Annotated in this window: 12 protein-coding genes; 7 read left to right on the plus strand and 5 right to left on the minus strand. The window is 65.0% G+C overall.

Annotated elements, in window-relative coordinates; genetic code table 11:
- Positions 1 to 6 precede the first annotated feature (6 nt).
- From treS to KBX13_RS04075, 3 genes are read right to left on the minus strand one after another with little or no spacing between them, the layout of a single operon-like run.
- Positions 7 to 1,716, minus strand: coding sequence for a maltose alpha-D-glucosyltransferase (gene treS, locus KBX13_RS04065; protein ID WP_070362071.1), 1,710 nt, complete (start codon positions 1,714 to 1,716; stop codon positions 7 to 9).
- Between the two features lie 6 nt (positions 1,717 to 1,722).
- The gene (locus tag KBX13_RS04070) at positions 1,723 to 2,844 is read right to left on the minus strand and encodes a MalY/PatB family protein (protein ID WP_256020829.1); all 1,122 of its coding nucleotides are present in this window, start codon (positions 2,842 to 2,844) and stop codon (positions 1,723 to 1,725) included.
- A 52-nt stretch (positions 2,845 to 2,896) separates the two neighbouring features.
- Entirely contained in the window at positions 2,897 to 4,759 is a 1,863-nt protein-coding gene (locus KBX13_RS04075) for an ABC transporter ATP-binding protein (RefSeq protein ID WP_256020831.1), read from the minus strand.
- 149 nt (positions 4,760 to 4,908) lie between these two features.
- Between KBX13_RS04075 and KBX13_RS04080 the strand changes: the two genes are divergently transcribed.
- Together KBX13_RS04080 and idi are read left to right on the plus strand one after the other, a co-directional pair.
- The gene (locus KBX13_RS04080) at positions 4,909 to 5,379 is read left to right on the plus strand and encodes a hypothetical protein (protein WP_240492791.1); all 471 of its coding nucleotides are present in this window, start codon (positions 4,909 to 4,911) and stop codon (positions 5,377 to 5,379) included.
- Positions 5,379 to 5,936 carry an isopentenyl-diphosphate Delta-isomerase gene (idi, locus tag KBX13_RS04085; RefSeq protein ID WP_256020832.1) on the plus strand — a complete coding sequence of 186 codons (558 nt, stop codon included), beginning with the start codon at positions 5,379 to 5,381 and terminating at the stop codon, positions 5,934 to 5,936. The genes KBX13_RS04080 and idi overlap by 1 nt, the downstream gene beginning before the upstream one ends.
- Before the next feature lies 1 nt (position 5,937).
- On the opposite strand, the gene KBX13_RS04090 is transcribed toward idi, so the two are convergent.
- Entirely contained in the window at positions 5,938 to 7,182 is a 1,245-nt protein-coding gene (locus KBX13_RS04090; protein ID WP_256020834.1) for an alpha/beta fold hydrolase, read from the minus strand.
- 107 nt (positions 7,183 to 7,289) lie between these two features.
- On the opposite strand from KBX13_RS04090, the gene KBX13_RS04095 reads away from it, so the two are divergent.
- The 4 genes from KBX13_RS04095 to KBX13_RS04110 are packed head-to-tail and all read left to right on the plus strand — an operon-like array spanning position 7,290 to position 10,298.
- Positions 7,290 to 8,030, plus strand: a complete 741-nt coding sequence (locus KBX13_RS04095) for a class I SAM-dependent methyltransferase (protein ID WP_256020836.1) — start codon at positions 7,290 to 7,292, stop codon at positions 8,028 to 8,030.
- Positions 8,031 to 8,057: 27 nt separating this feature from the next.
- A complete protein-coding gene (locus tag KBX13_RS04100) occupies positions 8,058 to 10,025 on the plus strand; it encodes a M3 family metallopeptidase (RefSeq protein WP_256020837.1) in 1,968 nt (655 codons plus the stop codon).
- Positions 10,018 to 10,146, plus strand: a complete 129-nt coding sequence (locus KBX13_RS04105; RefSeq protein WP_255364707.1) for a hypothetical protein — start codon at positions 10,018 to 10,020, stop codon at positions 10,144 to 10,146. The genes KBX13_RS04100 and KBX13_RS04105 overlap by 8 nt, the downstream gene beginning before the upstream one ends.
- Positions 10,147 to 10,157: 11 nt before the next feature.
- Positions 10,158 to 10,298 (plus strand): hypothetical protein, encoded by a 141-nt coding sequence (locus KBX13_RS04110; RefSeq protein WP_256020839.1) that lies wholly within the window; start codon positions 10,158 to 10,160, stop codon positions 10,296 to 10,298.
- 4 nt (positions 10,299 to 10,302) lie between these two features.
- Here KBX13_RS04110 and malQ read toward each other — a convergent pair whose 3' ends face one another.
- Entirely contained in the window at positions 10,303 to 12,441 is a 2,139-nt protein-coding gene (gene malQ / locus KBX13_RS04115) for a 4-alpha-glucanotransferase (protein WP_256020840.1), read from the minus strand.
- Positions 12,442 to 12,525: 84 nt separating this feature from the next.
- On the opposite strand from malQ, the gene KBX13_RS04120 reads away from it, so the two are divergent.
- Positions 12,526 to 14,364 (plus strand): long-chain fatty acid--CoA ligase, encoded by a 1,839-nt coding sequence (locus KBX13_RS04120; protein ID WP_256020842.1) that lies wholly within the window; start codon positions 12,526 to 12,528, stop codon positions 14,362 to 14,364.
- Positions 14,365 to 14,405: the final 41 nt, after the last annotated feature.

Below are 14,405 nucleotides of genomic sequence, written 5' to 3' on the forward strand. Positions count from 1 at the left end.
CCAATGTTAGGAGATATCGAACCAGAAGAAGCCATGAGGCGCGAGTGTGCTCAGCCACGGCAGCTCACCGATGGCCGGGAACTCCTCACCGCCGGTCAGCTCACGGGGCACCACGCCGTTGTAGTGCGACAGGTCCATCTCGACGGCCTGCGGGCGCGAAGACATGTTGTGCACGCACAGGATTCGCTCGCCCTCGTACTCGCGGATAAACGCTAACACCTGCGGGTTTGCGTGATCCACCTCGATGTAGGAGCCTCGGCCGAACGCGCGGTACTGCTTGCGGATCATGATCATCTGGCGCACCCACTGCAGCAGCGAGTTCTCCAGCTTCATCTGGGATTCCACGTTGACAATGTCGTAGCCGTACTGGTCGTTGCGCACCGGCGGCAGGTAGAGCCGCTCCGGATCCGCCTTGGAAAAGCCACCGTTGCGGTCGTTCGACCACTGCATCGGGGTGCGCACACCGTCGCGGTCAGGCAGCCAGATGTTGTCGCCCATCCCGATCTCGTCGCCGTAGTACAAAAACGGCGAACCGGGCAGGGACAGCAGCAGCGCGTGCGCCAGCTGCAGGCGCCCGCGGTGCCCACCCAGCAGCGGGGCAAGGCGCCTGCGGATGCCCACGTTGGCGCGCATCCGCGGCTCGAACGCGTAGTTCTGGTACATGAACTCGCGCTCCTGGTCCGTCACCATCTCCAGCGTGAGCTCGTCGTGGTTGCGCAGGAACATGCCCCACTGCGCGGACTCCGGAATCGGCGGCGTCTCGCGCAGGATATCGACGATCGGCTGCGCCAGCTCCTGGCGAATCCCCATGAAGATGCGCGGCATGACCGGGAAGTGGAACGCCATCTGGCACTCGTCACCCTCGCCTTCACCGAAGTAAGCGACGACCTCCTCCGGGAGCTGGTTCGCCTCTGCGAGCAGGAAGCGGCCCGGGTACTCCTCGTCGAACAACGCGCGGACCTTCTTAATGAACTCATGCGTCTCCGGCAGGTTCTCCGAGGAGGTGCCCTCGCGCTCGAAGAGGTACGGGATGGCGTCGAGGCGGATGCCGTCCATCCCCAGATCCAGCCAGAAGCGGATGACGTCCAAAATCTCCTGCTGGACCGCCGGGTTGTCGTAGTTCAGGTCAGGCTGGTGGGAGAAGAAGCGGTGCCAGAAGTACTGCTTGCGCACCGGGTCGAACGTCCAGTTGGACTCCTCGGTGTCAATGAAGATGATGCGGGTCCCGGCGTACTTCTCCGGGTCATCCGACCACACGTAGTAATCCCCGTACGGGCCCGACGGGTCGCGGCGAGACTCCTGGAACCAGGGGTGCTGGTCGGAGGTGTGGTTGATCGGAAAGTCTGTGATGATGCGGATCCCGCGGCGGTGGGCGGCGTCGATAAGGGAGACGAAGTCTTCCACCGTGCCGAACTCCGGCAGCACCTTGCGGAAATCCCGAATGTCGTAGCCACCGTCCTTCAGCGGCGAGTCGTAGAACGGTGGGATCCAGAGGCAGTCGACGCCGAGCCACTGCAGGTAGTCCAGCTTGGACTCCAGGCCCTGCAGGGTGCCGGAGCCGGTGCCGTTCGGGTCGAAGAAAGCGCGGACCAGCACCTCGTAAAACACTGCGTCTTTGTACCACTCCGGGTCAGGGCGCTCCCACGGCTCGGCGGCCGGGGTGGGTGTGGAGAAGTCGGTGGCCTGCGGGGTAGGAAGTTTGTCGTTTTCGTTCATGCTTCCTCACAGTAGCTTGATTGCCTCAGCCATGCGCCGGACGGCTTCCTGCAGGATCTCGGGCGAGGTGGCGAAGTTGAGGCGCGCCTTGTGCGCGCCGCCGGGCCCGAAGCTGGTGCCCTCGTTGAGCGCCACGCCCGCGTGTTCCAAGAGCCATTCGGCCGGGGTCTCGGTGGTGAGCTTCGTGCCGGAAAAGTCCACCAACAGCAGGTAGGTCGCCTCCGGGACGGGGAAGGTGATGCCGGGGATCTGCTTCGGCAGCTCCTCGACGAGCCAGTCGCGGTTCGCCCGCAGCTGCTCTACCTGCTGGTCTAGGTACTCGGTGCCCTGCCCGTAGCAGGCCTCCGCAGCCACGATGCCCAGCGTGCCCGTGCCTTCCTTTGTGATGTCGGACAGCGCGTTCCAGGTAGCCACGTCCTCATCGTTGGAGAAGAGTATCTGCGCGCACTTTAGGCCTGCCACGTTCCAGGCCTTCGACGTCGCCGTGATCGTGATGCACACGTCCGGGTTGTGCTCGGCGGCGCACACGTGGCTGCCCTCGTAGACGATCGGGGCGTGGATCTCGTCAACGATGACGCGGCCCCCGTAGCGGCGCGCGATGTCGCAGATCGCGTCGAGCTCCTCGCGGCTGAAGATGTAGCCCCACGGGTTCATCGGGTTGGTCACGATAATGGAGCCGGCACCGTTGCGAAACGCCTCCTCGACCTCTGCCAGGTCCAGGCCGCCCTCGCTGCCGACGTCCACGCGATTGCGCCCCGCGGTCGATGCGATCTCGAGGAAGGGGAAGTACGCAGGCACCGGCACAATGACGTCGCCTTCGGTGAAATGCTCGATCGCAAGCAGCACGCCGCGCACCACGTCGGGGACAGTAAAGATGCGTGCAGGGTCCGGCCGCCAGCCGTAGCGCTGGGCGTAAAACTCGGAGACGTTCTTTGCCAGGCACTGCGCGCGAGGTGCGGGCGTGTAGCCGAGGCATTCGCGTTCGACGGCGTCGAGCACCGCCGCCTTCACGGGCGGGGCGGTGGCGAAGTCGCTTTCGGCGATAAACAGTGGCAGCACGTGCTCGTCGTGCACGGTCCACTTGCGGGTACGGCGGTCGCGGAGGGTGGAAAGGTCTGGGAACTTCATGTCCCACGACTGTAGTCAGGCCACCCTCACACGCCACAGGCCCGCAAGGTTGCTACTCCTCGTCGCTGTCGTCGGTGTGGAAGCCGAAGGCCTGTAACCTGGCACGATCCGCCGCCGAGGAGGACGCGGTGAGCCGCAGTAGCTCTGAATAAATACCGCCGGAGATCGCAAGCTCCGCAGGGGTACCAATTTCGTCGATGCGGCCGTCGCGCAGGGTGATAATGGTATCGACATCCGCGATGGTGGATAGTCGGTGCGCGATCATGATGGTGGTGCGGTCCTCCATCAGCGCGTCGAGCCCGGCCTGCACGGCGCGCTCCGCCTTGGTGTCGAGGGCGGAGGTGGCTTCGTCGAGAATCAAGATCGGCGCGTCCTTCAGCATCGCACGCGCGACGGCGACGCGCTGGCGCTGCCCGCCGGACAGGCGCAGGCCGCGCTCGCCGATGACGGTGTCGTAGCCTTCGGTGAACTTCATGATGAAGTCGTGCGCGTTGGCGCGCTTAGCCACCGCGACCACCTCGTCCATCGTCGCGTCCGGCTTACCGTAGGCGATGTTCTCAAACACCGTGCCCGAGAACAGCGCCGCCTCCTGGAACACCACGCCCGTGGTCGCGCGCAGCTTTTCGACGCCCAGCTCCGCCAGATCCTGCCCGCACACCTTCAGGGTGCCTTCCTGGATGGGGTAGAGGCCCAGCAGCAGGTTCACGATGGTGGACTTGCCACCGCCGGACTCACCAACCAGGGCGACCTTCTCTCCAGCGTGGGCGCGAAAGCTCATGTCGTGGATGACGGGCTCGCCTGGCTCGTACTCGAAGGTGACTGAGTCGAACTCCACGACGGGCTCGTGGACTGGCAGCGGGCGGTGCTTTACAACGGTGAGTTCCGGCACACCTGAGGTCTGGGTCGCGGCGACGAGCTCGCGGTTCGCGGTGGGCTCCACCAGCTCGTCCATGACCTGGAAGTAGTCGCGGGAACCAGCGACGGCGCGCTGGGCACTGTCGACGATCCAGCTCAGCATCATCACCGGCTGACGGGCCATGGTGACCAGCTGGATGAGCATGACCATGTCGCCGATACTGAAGTGGCCCTGGATGGTGCGCACGAACAGGATCATGTAGATCCCCATGAAAATCAGCGACATCGCCAGCCCGCGCAGGGCGTCCATGGAGTGCCACCAGCGCGACTGCGGGCGGGTGATGCTCACCGTGTTGTTGTAGTGGTTGCCGAACTTGTCCAGCTCGCGGACCTCCGCCACGTATGACTTGGTCACCTTGACCTGGCCGACGACCTCTGCGAAGCGCCCGTTCGCTTCGTCGATCTGCGCGTTCTTCTCCGCCTCCCACTTCTGCCACCGCTTCGAGGTCAGCGCCGTCAGCCACGTGTAGATGGGGAAGAGCGCCAGCAGCAGCAGGGTCAGCGGCCAGTAGTAGAAGGACGTGATGATGAGGATAGCGATGATCTGGATGATCATCGGCAAGAAGTTGTTGGAGAAGGACTGGATGAACTGCGTCACCGAGGCAATCGAACGATCCAGCCTGGCAATGATGGTGCCGGTGACCTGGGTGTCGAAGTAGCGCTGCGGCAGCGAAAGCAGCTTGGCGAAATAGCGGGTGGACAGGATCTGCCGGATCCGCGCCGCCATGACGTCGCCGAGGTAGCCGGAGACATTTTTCGCCAGCCCGCTGAGCGAGGTCGCAATAAACAGCGCGAACGCGAGCCACAGGACGGTGCGCACTGGGTCGGCGGGAGCGTTGTCGGAGTTATTGATGGCGTCGACAATTGTGTCGGTGGCCTCGCGCACGATGAAGGGAGAAATCAGCCCGAGGCCTGCCACAACCGTCGAGATGATGACGATGGTGAGGTAGAACGGCCACAGGGCGGAAGCGCTTTGTAAAACACGGGTGAGAGATTGCATAGGTGGCCCAGCGTAGCGCGACCGGGAGATACTCGTACAATAGTGACCAATTGTTTTCGCTTGAACCATACGAAAGGGCACCGATGCGCCACCACACACTGTCAGCTGCGGCCTTGCTGCTCGTTACTACTCTCACGCTGGGCGGGTGCGTGTCTGAGGATGACACCGCAACATCCACTGACATCGAGGTGACGACGCCCACTGGCGCCCCACAGCCGGAGTTCCACCAAGAGCAGGTGGACCCGGTGACCTCCACGGAGATCACCGGCGAGCGCGTCGATGACCCGAAGATGGAGCTGTCCTACAAGTGGCAGGGCAGCAGCTACGGCACCGGCGCCGGCAGCATCATCGTCGTGGCAGTGACGAACAAGAGCGACGTGCCAATGCCCGTTGACGTGCTCAAGCCGAAGCTGCGCTACAACACCGGCAACAACAAGTTTGTCGACGCCAACCCGATCAGCGCCGAGCAGGCCGGGGTGGACATCCTCGGCGTGGACCGCCCGCTGGGTCCGGGGGCAACCACGAACGCGAAGTATGCCTTCGACGTGACCCCGGATGGCCTGTGGGATGCGGAGTTTACGATCGGCAACGTGAAGTTCAAGGGGAACCTGAATAACTAATGCGCGAAGAAGTAATCCTGCTGAGCGACGACGGGTCCCCGATCGGCTCCGCGGACAAGGCCGCAGTCCACACCGGGGAAACCCCGCTGCACCTGGCGTTTTCCTGCTGGCTGTTCAACGAGGACGGCCAGCTGCTGCTCACCCGGCGCGCGTTGGGGAAGAAGACGTGGCCCGGTGTGTGGACCAACTCCTTCTGCGGCCACCCCGGCCCCGGCGAGGACGTGTCGGCGGCGATCCTGCGCCGCTCGGTCGAGGAACTGCGCTTGCCGCAGGGGGCTGTGCTGGACGTGACGCCGGTGCTGCCGGAGTTCCGCTACCGCGCCGTGGATTCTTCTGGCATCGTCGAGTACGAGATCTGCCCGGTGTATTCCGCGCGCCTGGCCTCCGGCCACGAGGCTGTGGACCCGAACCCGGATGAGGTGGACTCGTGGCACTGGGCCGACCCCGCCGACGTTGTTCGCGCGGCGGACGCGACCCCGTTCGCGTTTTCGCCGTGGCTGGTCGAAGAGCTGGCGGATAAGCGGCTGCGCGCTGTACTGGAGCGCGCCGGACGCTAGCCTACTGGTTGAACGCCTCCCGAACGCTGCGCAGCGGATCCTCCACGACGGTCGTCGTGTCCGCGCTGAGCGAGGCGCGCAGGACGTTTCGGCCCGGGCGGTAGGTGGGCCAGTCGGCCTGCCCGCTGCTGATGTAGCTGTAGACAAGTTGACCGATGCGCGTTGTGGGTTCCCCGAACAGCGTGTCCAGCTCGTAGCTGTGGCCAAGTGGCGTATCTGCGCAGAACTCGATCTGGCGGATGTCGGCGGGGCCGTGCTCGCAGGCGGCGTCGACCCAGCGGCGGATCAACGCGTCCGAGAAGAACCTCCCCGCGAGTTTGCCGGGGTCCGTGGTTCGTGCGGCCTCGATGTAGTTGCGCCGGGCTGCCGCGCTTTTGGCGCCGAAGAATCGGCCGAAGCAGCGGATGAACGTAGCGCCGAAGGCGTTGAAGCCCTCGCCGGACTGGTGGAACTCCTCGCGGGTAGAGGTGACCACGATTGGTACCTCGGCGAGCTCCGCAGGCTCGAAGGGTGCCGGGCCAAGCGCGATGTCGTGGAAGTACTGGGTGCGGAAGCGCTGGTAGGCGCGCTCGATGGCGTCCGGGCGGCGCTCGGCCAACCAGTTGAGGTCGAGGCGCGTCAGCGGCGTGCCGAGCGCCCCGCGCGCCGCCCACTTGCGCTGCGCAAAGGGCACGCGCGGAAACGCGGGGGACAGCGCCAGCACGCGCCGGAACGCTCCCTGGTAGTGGTCGCGGCGCGCCAACCAGAGCGCCAGCGCCGCCCCCGCCGAGTGCCCGACCAGCGTGACGTTGGTTGGGTCGCCGCCGAAGTGCTCGATGTTGCGCAGCACCCACCGCAGCGCCTCCTGGCAGTCCTCCACCGCGCGGAACGACGTGTCATTGGTGAAGGGGAGCAGTCCAGGGAATTTTCGACGGTACCCCACCCGCACCTGCACGACGCCTTGCTTCGCGAACGCCTCCGGCTGGGAGGTGGTCTCACAGTGGTTGCCTTCCTCGAAGCGGCCGCCGTGCAGATAGACCATCACCGGGTAGTCGTCGAGGGCCCGCGCCGTCGCCGGGGTGGTGATGCTCAGCCCGATGGTGTCTGGGTGCGGCGTGGTGGCGTCGATGAGATGACCCTCGGGGGCGGGGCGTGGGGGATCGAAGGGGACGTCGATACGCGAGTAGGGGATGGAGTAGAACTCGCGGGTGGCTGTGGTGGCGGTGCCGGTGATCGCGCCGGCGGGGCAGGTGATGGTGACGTCCATGACAGGCCAGTCTAAACGCTTCCGCCAAGTTCCTCGACGAGCTGCCGAAGGTGACTTATGCTAGTGAGTGATTATTGTCTTTCTTCTGTAGGAATGAGTTGTCCCAAATGACAGATACCCAAGCACGCATCACCGAGTACTGGGCAGGCCGGGCTGAGGCATACCACCGCGAACACAGGACAGCAGAGCGCGCCAAGGCAGACCGCGCAGCGTGGACTGACATCTTCAAGCGCTACATGCCGCAGGACGCGGTTCGCGTGTTGGACATGGGCACGGGTGACGGCTACATTGCGCACATCATTGCGGAGCTCGGCTACGCGGTCGTCGGCGTGGATGCGTGCGAACCAATGCTCGATGAGGCCCGCGACGAAGCGGAGCTCCGCCAGGAGGAAGGCATCAACACCCCACTGTTTGCCGAGGTCGACGTGACGGACCTGCCCCCGTCCTTCTACGACTTCGACGTCGTTGTCAGCCGCTACCTGCTGTGGACCCTGCGCGAGCCGGCAGAGGCGATCCGCGGTTGGACCGAGGCACTGAAGCCCGGCGGTCTGGTCATCGCAGCGGACGCGACCTGGTTCCCGAACGGGATCTCGAAGGAAACGCAGGTCATCTCCGATAACGGTCCGGACTCCTTCGTGCTAACCTACACCGACGAACTGCTCGAGGAGCTTCCACTCGCGACGGCCGACTCCCCGGAGGCGTACGCGGATGTGTTCCGCGCCGCTGGCCTGGAGGACGTCGAGGTCGTTGAGCTGCCGGAGATTACCAAGATCGACGAGGAGTTCGGCGCGCCGCAGGGACATGAGTCGCGCCCGACCTTCCTGGTGATTGGCCGCAAGTCGGCCTAACTCGCGCTCCAAGTAGGATGGGGTGCCATGACTGACAATCCGTTGTTGCACCCGTCCGAACTGCCTTACGGGCTGCCTGATTTCCAGGCGATCCGTCTTGAGCACGTGCTGCCCGCCTTCGAGCGGGCGCTTGTCCTGCATGAAGAAGAAATCGCCCGCATCTGCGCCGAGGACACCCCGACGTGGGAGAACACCGTCGAGGCGCTGGAGCGCGCGGGCAGCGACTTAGAGCGAGTCCTGGCATGGTTTTTCAACCTGCAGGGCACCGACGGTTCGCCTGAGTTCGACGAGGTCGCGGACGCGATCGTGCCACGCCTGTCCGCGCACACCGACGCGATCTACCAGAACCAAGAACTTTATGGCCACCTGCGTGCAGTGGAGGCCCCGGCGGACGAGGAGTCGCGCCGCCTCTACGACCTGCTGCTGCGCCGGTTCACCCGCCGTGGCGCGGAGCTCGACGAGGCAGGCAAACAGCGCCTGCGCGAGCTGAATCAGCGTCTCTCGGAGCTTTCCGAGCAGTTCGGCCGCAACCTACTCGCGGACACGACGAAGCTCGCGGTGCGCATGACCCGCGACGAGCTGGCGGGCTTGACCGAGGAGGAGCTCGCAGCCTACCGCGACGCCGATGACCCCGGTGTTTACGTCGTGCCGATCGAGCTGCCGACGACCCAGTCGCTGCAGGCCGAGCTCGAGTCCAGCAGCGCGCGCCACAAGCTGTTCGACGCCTCCCGCCAGCGCGGCCGTGACACGAACAGTGCGCTCGTGATCGAGTCGGTGCGGCTGCGCCAGGAGCGCGCGAAGCTGCTGGGCTTCGCCACGCATGCCGATTACGTCATCGCGGAGGAAACTGCGGGCAGCGCTGCCGCGGCCCGCAAGCTCATCAGTGACCTCGCGCCCGCGGCCGCGTCGAACGCCGCCGCGGAACGCAAGCTGGCAGGTGAGCTGGCCGGGATGGAACTGGACGGCGCGGACTGGCCGTACTGGGAAGCGCGCCGCAGGGAGGAGGCCTTCGCGGTCAACGACGCGGAGCTGCGCAAGTACTTCCCGCTGCAGCAGGTGCTGCGCGACGGCGTTTTCTACGCTGCGAACCTGCTCTACGGCATCACGGTTACTCAGCGCGAGGACCTGCACGGCTACCGCGACGACGTGCACGTGTGGGAGGTCAAGGAGGAAGACGGCACCGGCATTGGCCTGCTGCTGACGGATTACGGGGCGCGGCCGTCGAAACGCGGGGGAGCCTGGATGAGCTCCTTCGTGGACCAGTCGACGCTGACCGGCACGAAGCCCGTCGTGGTGAACGTGATGTCGCTGACCTCCGACCTGCTGACGATCGATGAGGTTACGACCGTGTTCCACGAGTTCGGCCACGCGTTGCACGGGCTGCTGTCCAACGTGCGCTACCCGACGCTCTCCGGCACCAACGTGCCGCGCGACTGGGTGGAGTTCCCCTCCCAGATCAACGAGAACTACGCGTTCGCGCCCGAGATTATCCGTAATTACGCGCGCCACGTGGACACCGGCGAGGTCATCCCGGATGCGCTGCTGGAGGCGGTGCGCCAGTCCCGGACGTTCGGGCAGGGCTTCGCCACCGCAGAGTACCTGGCGGCTTGCGCGATTGACCTGGCCTGGCACTCGCTCGACGGCGAGGTCCCCGAGGACATTGACGCCTTCGAGCAGCGCGCACTCGAGAAGGTTGGCCTAGACGTCGAGGGTCTCGAGCCGCGCTACCGCTCAACGTGGTTTAACCACATCTTCGCGGGCGGCTACTCGGCGGGCTACTACTCCTACTTGTGGGCGGAGGCGTTGGACGCCGACGGCTACCAGTTCATCGAGGAATCCGGTATCAACCGGGACAGCGGCCAGCGGTTCCGGGACACGGTGCTCTCGGTTGGTGCCGCGCGCGACTACGCCGAGGCCTACCGTGCCTTCCGTGGCCGTGACAAGGATACCCGCGCCCTGCTGGTGCGCCGCGGGCTCGAGGGCAGCGATGTTTGATCTGTCACCCTGGCTGCAGACGCCACTGATCCTGCTGGTGGCGCTGCCGCTCGCGGGGGTGGCGTCGTGGGCGATGCTGCGTTTGAGTGACTGGATCGCGTACAAAATTTCGAAGAAGTAAGGTGGTCAACTATGGCCAACCCTGAAGAACTCCGCAAGCGCGATCAGCAGCTTCCGAAGCAGAAACGCAAATACCCACAGTCCCGTGTTACACAGGCACTGTGGGTGATGATTGCGCTGGTCGTCGTCGCGGCCCTGGCCGGGCTGTTCTAGCGCTCTAGCGTTTCGACGCCTCCGCGACCCGACCGAACAGCTCGATACTCGGCAGGTCCTCGATGAGGACCGCCTTGCCGTTGTTGTCCGTCAGCGGGATGCACCAGTTGGAGTACTGCTCCGCGTTGGTACCCGGCTGGTTCTGGATGCGGGTATCGCCGACCATGTCCACCAGGTTCGTCACCGTCATCGCCGATGGGGTGGCGGCGATGAAGCGGGTAAGGCCGACGAGCAGGTCCTCCACGTCGACGTCGCGCGCGAATTCCTCTGCGCTCAGGTGCGTGAACTCGGTGTGCTCGAGGGAGGTGCCGTGGAAGTGGCCGTCCTCGCGCACGCGGTCAAGCACGCGGGCCTGCCACTGGTGGTCCTGCTCGTTGAGCTCATCGAGGGGCTCCTCGATCAGGCCGAGCTCGTCGCGCAGGATGTTGTGCGCGAACCGCAGGTAGCCAGCGGTCGGCGGCAGGTCATGTGTGCCGACGGCCGACAACGCCAAGCGGCGGTAATCCCAGGTGTGGAGCGGGGAGCCGTCGTCGTACGACTCGAACCACAGCACCGTCGTGCCAAGGATGCCCTTGTCCTGCAGGACGTCCTGGACCCACGGCTCAAACGTGCCCAGGTCTTCGCCTACTACCACGGCGTTCGCACGCTGCGCCTCGAGCACCAGGGTGCCCACCATAGCCTCGTGGTCGTAATTCATGTAGGTGCCGAACATCGGGGAGACGTTTCGTGGCATCCAGAACAGGCGGAAGAGACCAAGGATGTGGTCGACGCGGATACCGCCGGAGTGGCGCAGCACAGTGCGCAGCAGCTCACGCCACGGCTCGTAGCCGGCCTCGGCGAGCGCCTGCGGGTGCCATGGCGGCTGCGACCAGTCCTGGCCCTGCTGGGAGTACTGGTCCGGCGGGGCACCGACGGACGCCTCGGGGACGAGCACGTTGGCGAGCGTGTTGGCGTCGGCACCATCGGGGTGGATACCCACGGCGAGGTCGGTCATGATGCCGACCTTCATGCCCGCTGCCAGCGCTTTGTCCTGGGCGCGGCGACGCTGCTCGTCGGCGATGAACTGCAGCCACATGTAGAAGCGTGTGAGTTCCTCGAGTTCCTCGTCGAGCTCGTGGCGCGATGGCGCGGTCTCCATCGCCTCCACTGCGCACCAGCGGGCGAACTCCTCGAGGCCTTCGCCCTCGTCGAGGCAGAAGAGCTCGAAGTCGTGGGTGCGGCGCTCATCGGCGCAGGCGATGAAGAACAGCTCGCGAAGTACGGCGAGCTTCGTCTCGAAGATTTCGTTGCGACGCAGCGGCTCCGCACTGCGGTTGAGTGCCTTCAGCGGAGCGACCATGCGCTCAATCTGGACCTTCGCGTCCTTGTCCAGCTTGTAGTACTCATCAACCGCCTCGACAGAGATGTAGATCGGGTTGACGAAGCGGCGCGACGTCGGCAGGTACGGCGAGTCCTCCACCGGCGGAATTGGCTGCGCGGCGTGCACCGGGTTGATCAGCAGGTAATCAGCGCCCTGCTCAGCCAGCAGCACCGCAAGCGTTCCGAGGTCTTCGAAGTCGCCGATGCCCCAGGACTGCTCGGAACGCACCGAGTACAGCTGCGCCATCACGCCGAAGACTGGGTTATCGATGTAGCGCTGGTTGCTCTCCAGACGCGCCGGGACCACCAGCAGCGGGCAGGAGTCCTTGAAGTTATCGGACTCCAGGTGCAGCGTGTGGTAGCCCGGGGGCAGGTTGCCCGGCACGTGGAAGGTGGCCTCGCCCCAGACCACGCCGGCGACGTCGGCAGTTGGTGGTGCCCAGTTTTCGTCCTGGTAGGTCTCGCGCGGGGTGCCGTCCTCAAGCTGGATCCAGGTGTGGGCCGGGTGTCCGTCGTGCACGTGGACGTTGAAGTGGCGCTCCTGCCCGGCCGTGGCCACAACGCAGGGCGGCAGCGGGCGAGTCGCCCAGTACTGGTGCCTGGCGTGAATGAGGTGGTGCAGCTCCTCGTCGGAGGGGGCGTCGCTAATGTTGACGCCCAGGGCCTGCAGCAGAGAGATGAACGATTCCGGCGGCGGGGTGGTCATCGCACCGTTGGAAGCGCGGTAGCTTGTGCCGAACCCGTACGCGGAAGCTAACGAATGGAGTAGTTCTACGTTGGTCACATCAACCCATTGTGCCAAAGAACTGATGTTTTGCAGAGTGGAGCTCACGCAAAAGGTAGTTTCTGTCAGGTAACCTTGCCAACCATGGCTTCAGAAACGTACACAACTCCGCTCGGATTCAAGCTGAGTTCCACTGACACCTGCCTGTCGGCGCTCGTGGATATCTGCACGAAAAAGCCTCACATCGTGCTGTTTTCCCGCCCACGTAATTACGACTGGGTCAACGTGACGGCGGGGGAGTTCCTGGAAGAGGTCTACGAAACGGCCAAGGGGCTCATCGCAAACGGCGTCGAGCCGGGCGACCGCATCGCGGTGCTTTCCTCCACCCGTTATGAGTGGTCCCTCGTCGACTTCGCCATCTGGGCAGCTGGGGCGGTCAGCGTTCCGATCTACCCGTCGAGCTCCATGCACCAGATCCAGTGGATCCTCGAGGACTCCGGCGCCGAGATCGCCTTCACCGAGTCGCGCGACCACACCCAGCTGATGAGCGCCTTCCTCCTCCAGGAAGACGGCAAGCCGCGCCTGAAGGACTCGAGCTCGAAGCTGCGCAAGATCTACGAATTCAACGCCGCCGGGGTCGAAACCATCAAGTTCGAGGGCAGGGACGTAGAGCAGTCGCTTGTCGACGCCCGCTCCGCCTCCCTCACCCACGACGACCTCGGGTCCATCGTGTACACATCCGGCACCACCGGCCGCCCGAAGGGCGTGGCCTTAACCCACGGCAACTGGGCGCACCAGACCTGGGCGCTGATCAAGAACGACATCGGTGAGGTGGCCCGCCCCGGCAAGCGCGTCGTCACGTTCTTGCCGCTGGCGCACGTGCTGCAGCGCGCAGTCAGCCTCGCGCTGACGATGGCGGGCGCCACCCAGTCCCACTGGGCGGACACCCACACCCTGACCGTGGAGCTGCAGCGCGCCCAGCCGAACATGGTGCTCGGCGTGCCGCGCGTCTTCGAGAAGGTCCGCAATGCGGCCTATAACAAGGCCGCGGACGGCTCCGCCATCGGCAAGGCTGCGTTCCTTGAGGCGGAGAAGACCGCCATCGAGTACTCCAAGGCCATGGACACCCCCGAGGGGCCGAGCCGGATACTCAAGGCGAAGCGCCGCGTCTTCGAGCGCGTCGTCTACTCCAAGATTAAGGAGGCCATCGGCGGCTCCGTGAAGTACGGCATCACCGGCGGCTCCGCCATGAGCGCCGACTTGCTGCACTTCTTCCGCGGCATCGGCATCCCAATCTACGAGGGCTACGGGCTCACCGAAACCTGCGCCGCATCCTGTGTCAATAACAAGAATGCCAACAAGATTGGCACCGTCGGGCGCCCGGTCAACGGCTACCAAGTCCGCACCAACGACGACGGCGAAATCGAGTTCAAGGGCCCTGGTGTCTTCGACCGCTACTGGAACAACAAAGCCGCCACCGAAGAAGCCTTCACCGAAGGCTGGTTCAACACCGGCGACCTCGGCGAGGTTGACGACGAAGGCTACGTGCGCATCACCGGCCGCAAGAAAGACCTCATCGTCACCGCCGGCGGCAAGAACATCTCACCGGGGCCGATGGAGGACATCATCCGCCAGGACCCGCTGATCTCCAACGCGCTCGTCGTCGGCGACGGCAAGCCGTTCGTCGGCGTGCTGGTCACGCTCGACGAGGAGGAGCTGCAGCGCTGGAAGTCCACCCACAACATCCCGGAGAACCGCAAACTCAGCGACCTCGCCGGCGACCCCGTCCTGCGTGCCGAGGTGCAAGACGCCATCAACGTCGCCAACGGCACCGTCTCGCACGCTGAGGCGATCAAGAAGTTCCGCATCCTCGACCGTGACCTGAGCGAGCAGGCAAACGAGATGACGCCAACCCTCAAGGTGAAGCGCAATGTGGTGTTCGAGCGCTTCCGCGAGGACATCGACAAGCTCTACGAGCGCTAAGCCCCCGGCGCGCCTCAACCCGTGGGGCGCGCCCATGGCTT

The organism is Corynebacterium sp. CCUG 51687 (genome assembly GCF_024453995.1).
GTDB classification, from domain to species: Bacteria; Actinomycetota; Actinomycetes; order Mycobacteriales; family Mycobacteriaceae; genus Corynebacterium; species Corynebacterium pseudogenitalium.

Coding starts and splice junctions, on each gene's coding strand:
- treS (WP_070362071.1), bottom strand. CDS start 1,716: ATGAACGAAAACGACAAACTTCCTACCCCGCAGGCCACCGACTTCTCC.
- KBX13_RS04120 (WP_256020842.1), top strand. CDS start 12,526: ATGGCTTCAGAAACGTACACAACTCCGCTCGGATTCAAGCTGAGTTCC.
- KBX13_RS04070 (WP_256020829.1), bottom strand. CDS start 2,844: ATGAAGTTCCCAGACCTTTCCACCCTCCGCGACCGCCGTACCCGCAAG.
- KBX13_RS04090 (WP_256020834.1), bottom strand. CDS start 7,182: ATGGACGTCACCATCACCTGCCCCGCCGGCGCGATCACCGGCACCGCC.
- KBX13_RS04095 (WP_256020836.1), top strand. CDS start 7,290: ATGACAGATACCCAAGCACGCATCACCGAGTACTGGGCAGGCCGGGCT.
- KBX13_RS04075 (WP_256020831.1), bottom strand. CDS start 4,759: ATGCAATCTCTCACCCGTGTTTTACAAAGCGCTTCCGCCCTGTGGCCG.
- KBX13_RS04110 (WP_256020839.1), top strand. CDS start 10,158: ATGGCCAACCCTGAAGAACTCCGCAAGCGCGATCAGCAGCTTCCGAAG.
- KBX13_RS04100 (WP_256020837.1), top strand. CDS start 8,058: ATGACTGACAATCCGTTGTTGCACCCGTCCGAACTGCCTTACGGGCTG.
- idi (WP_256020832.1), top strand. CDS start 5,379: ATGCGCGAAGAAGTAATCCTGCTGAGCGACGACGGGTCCCCGATCGGC.
- KBX13_RS04105 (WP_255364707.1), top strand. CDS start 10,018: ATGTTTGATCTGTCACCCTGGCTGCAGACGCCACTGATCCTGCTGGTG.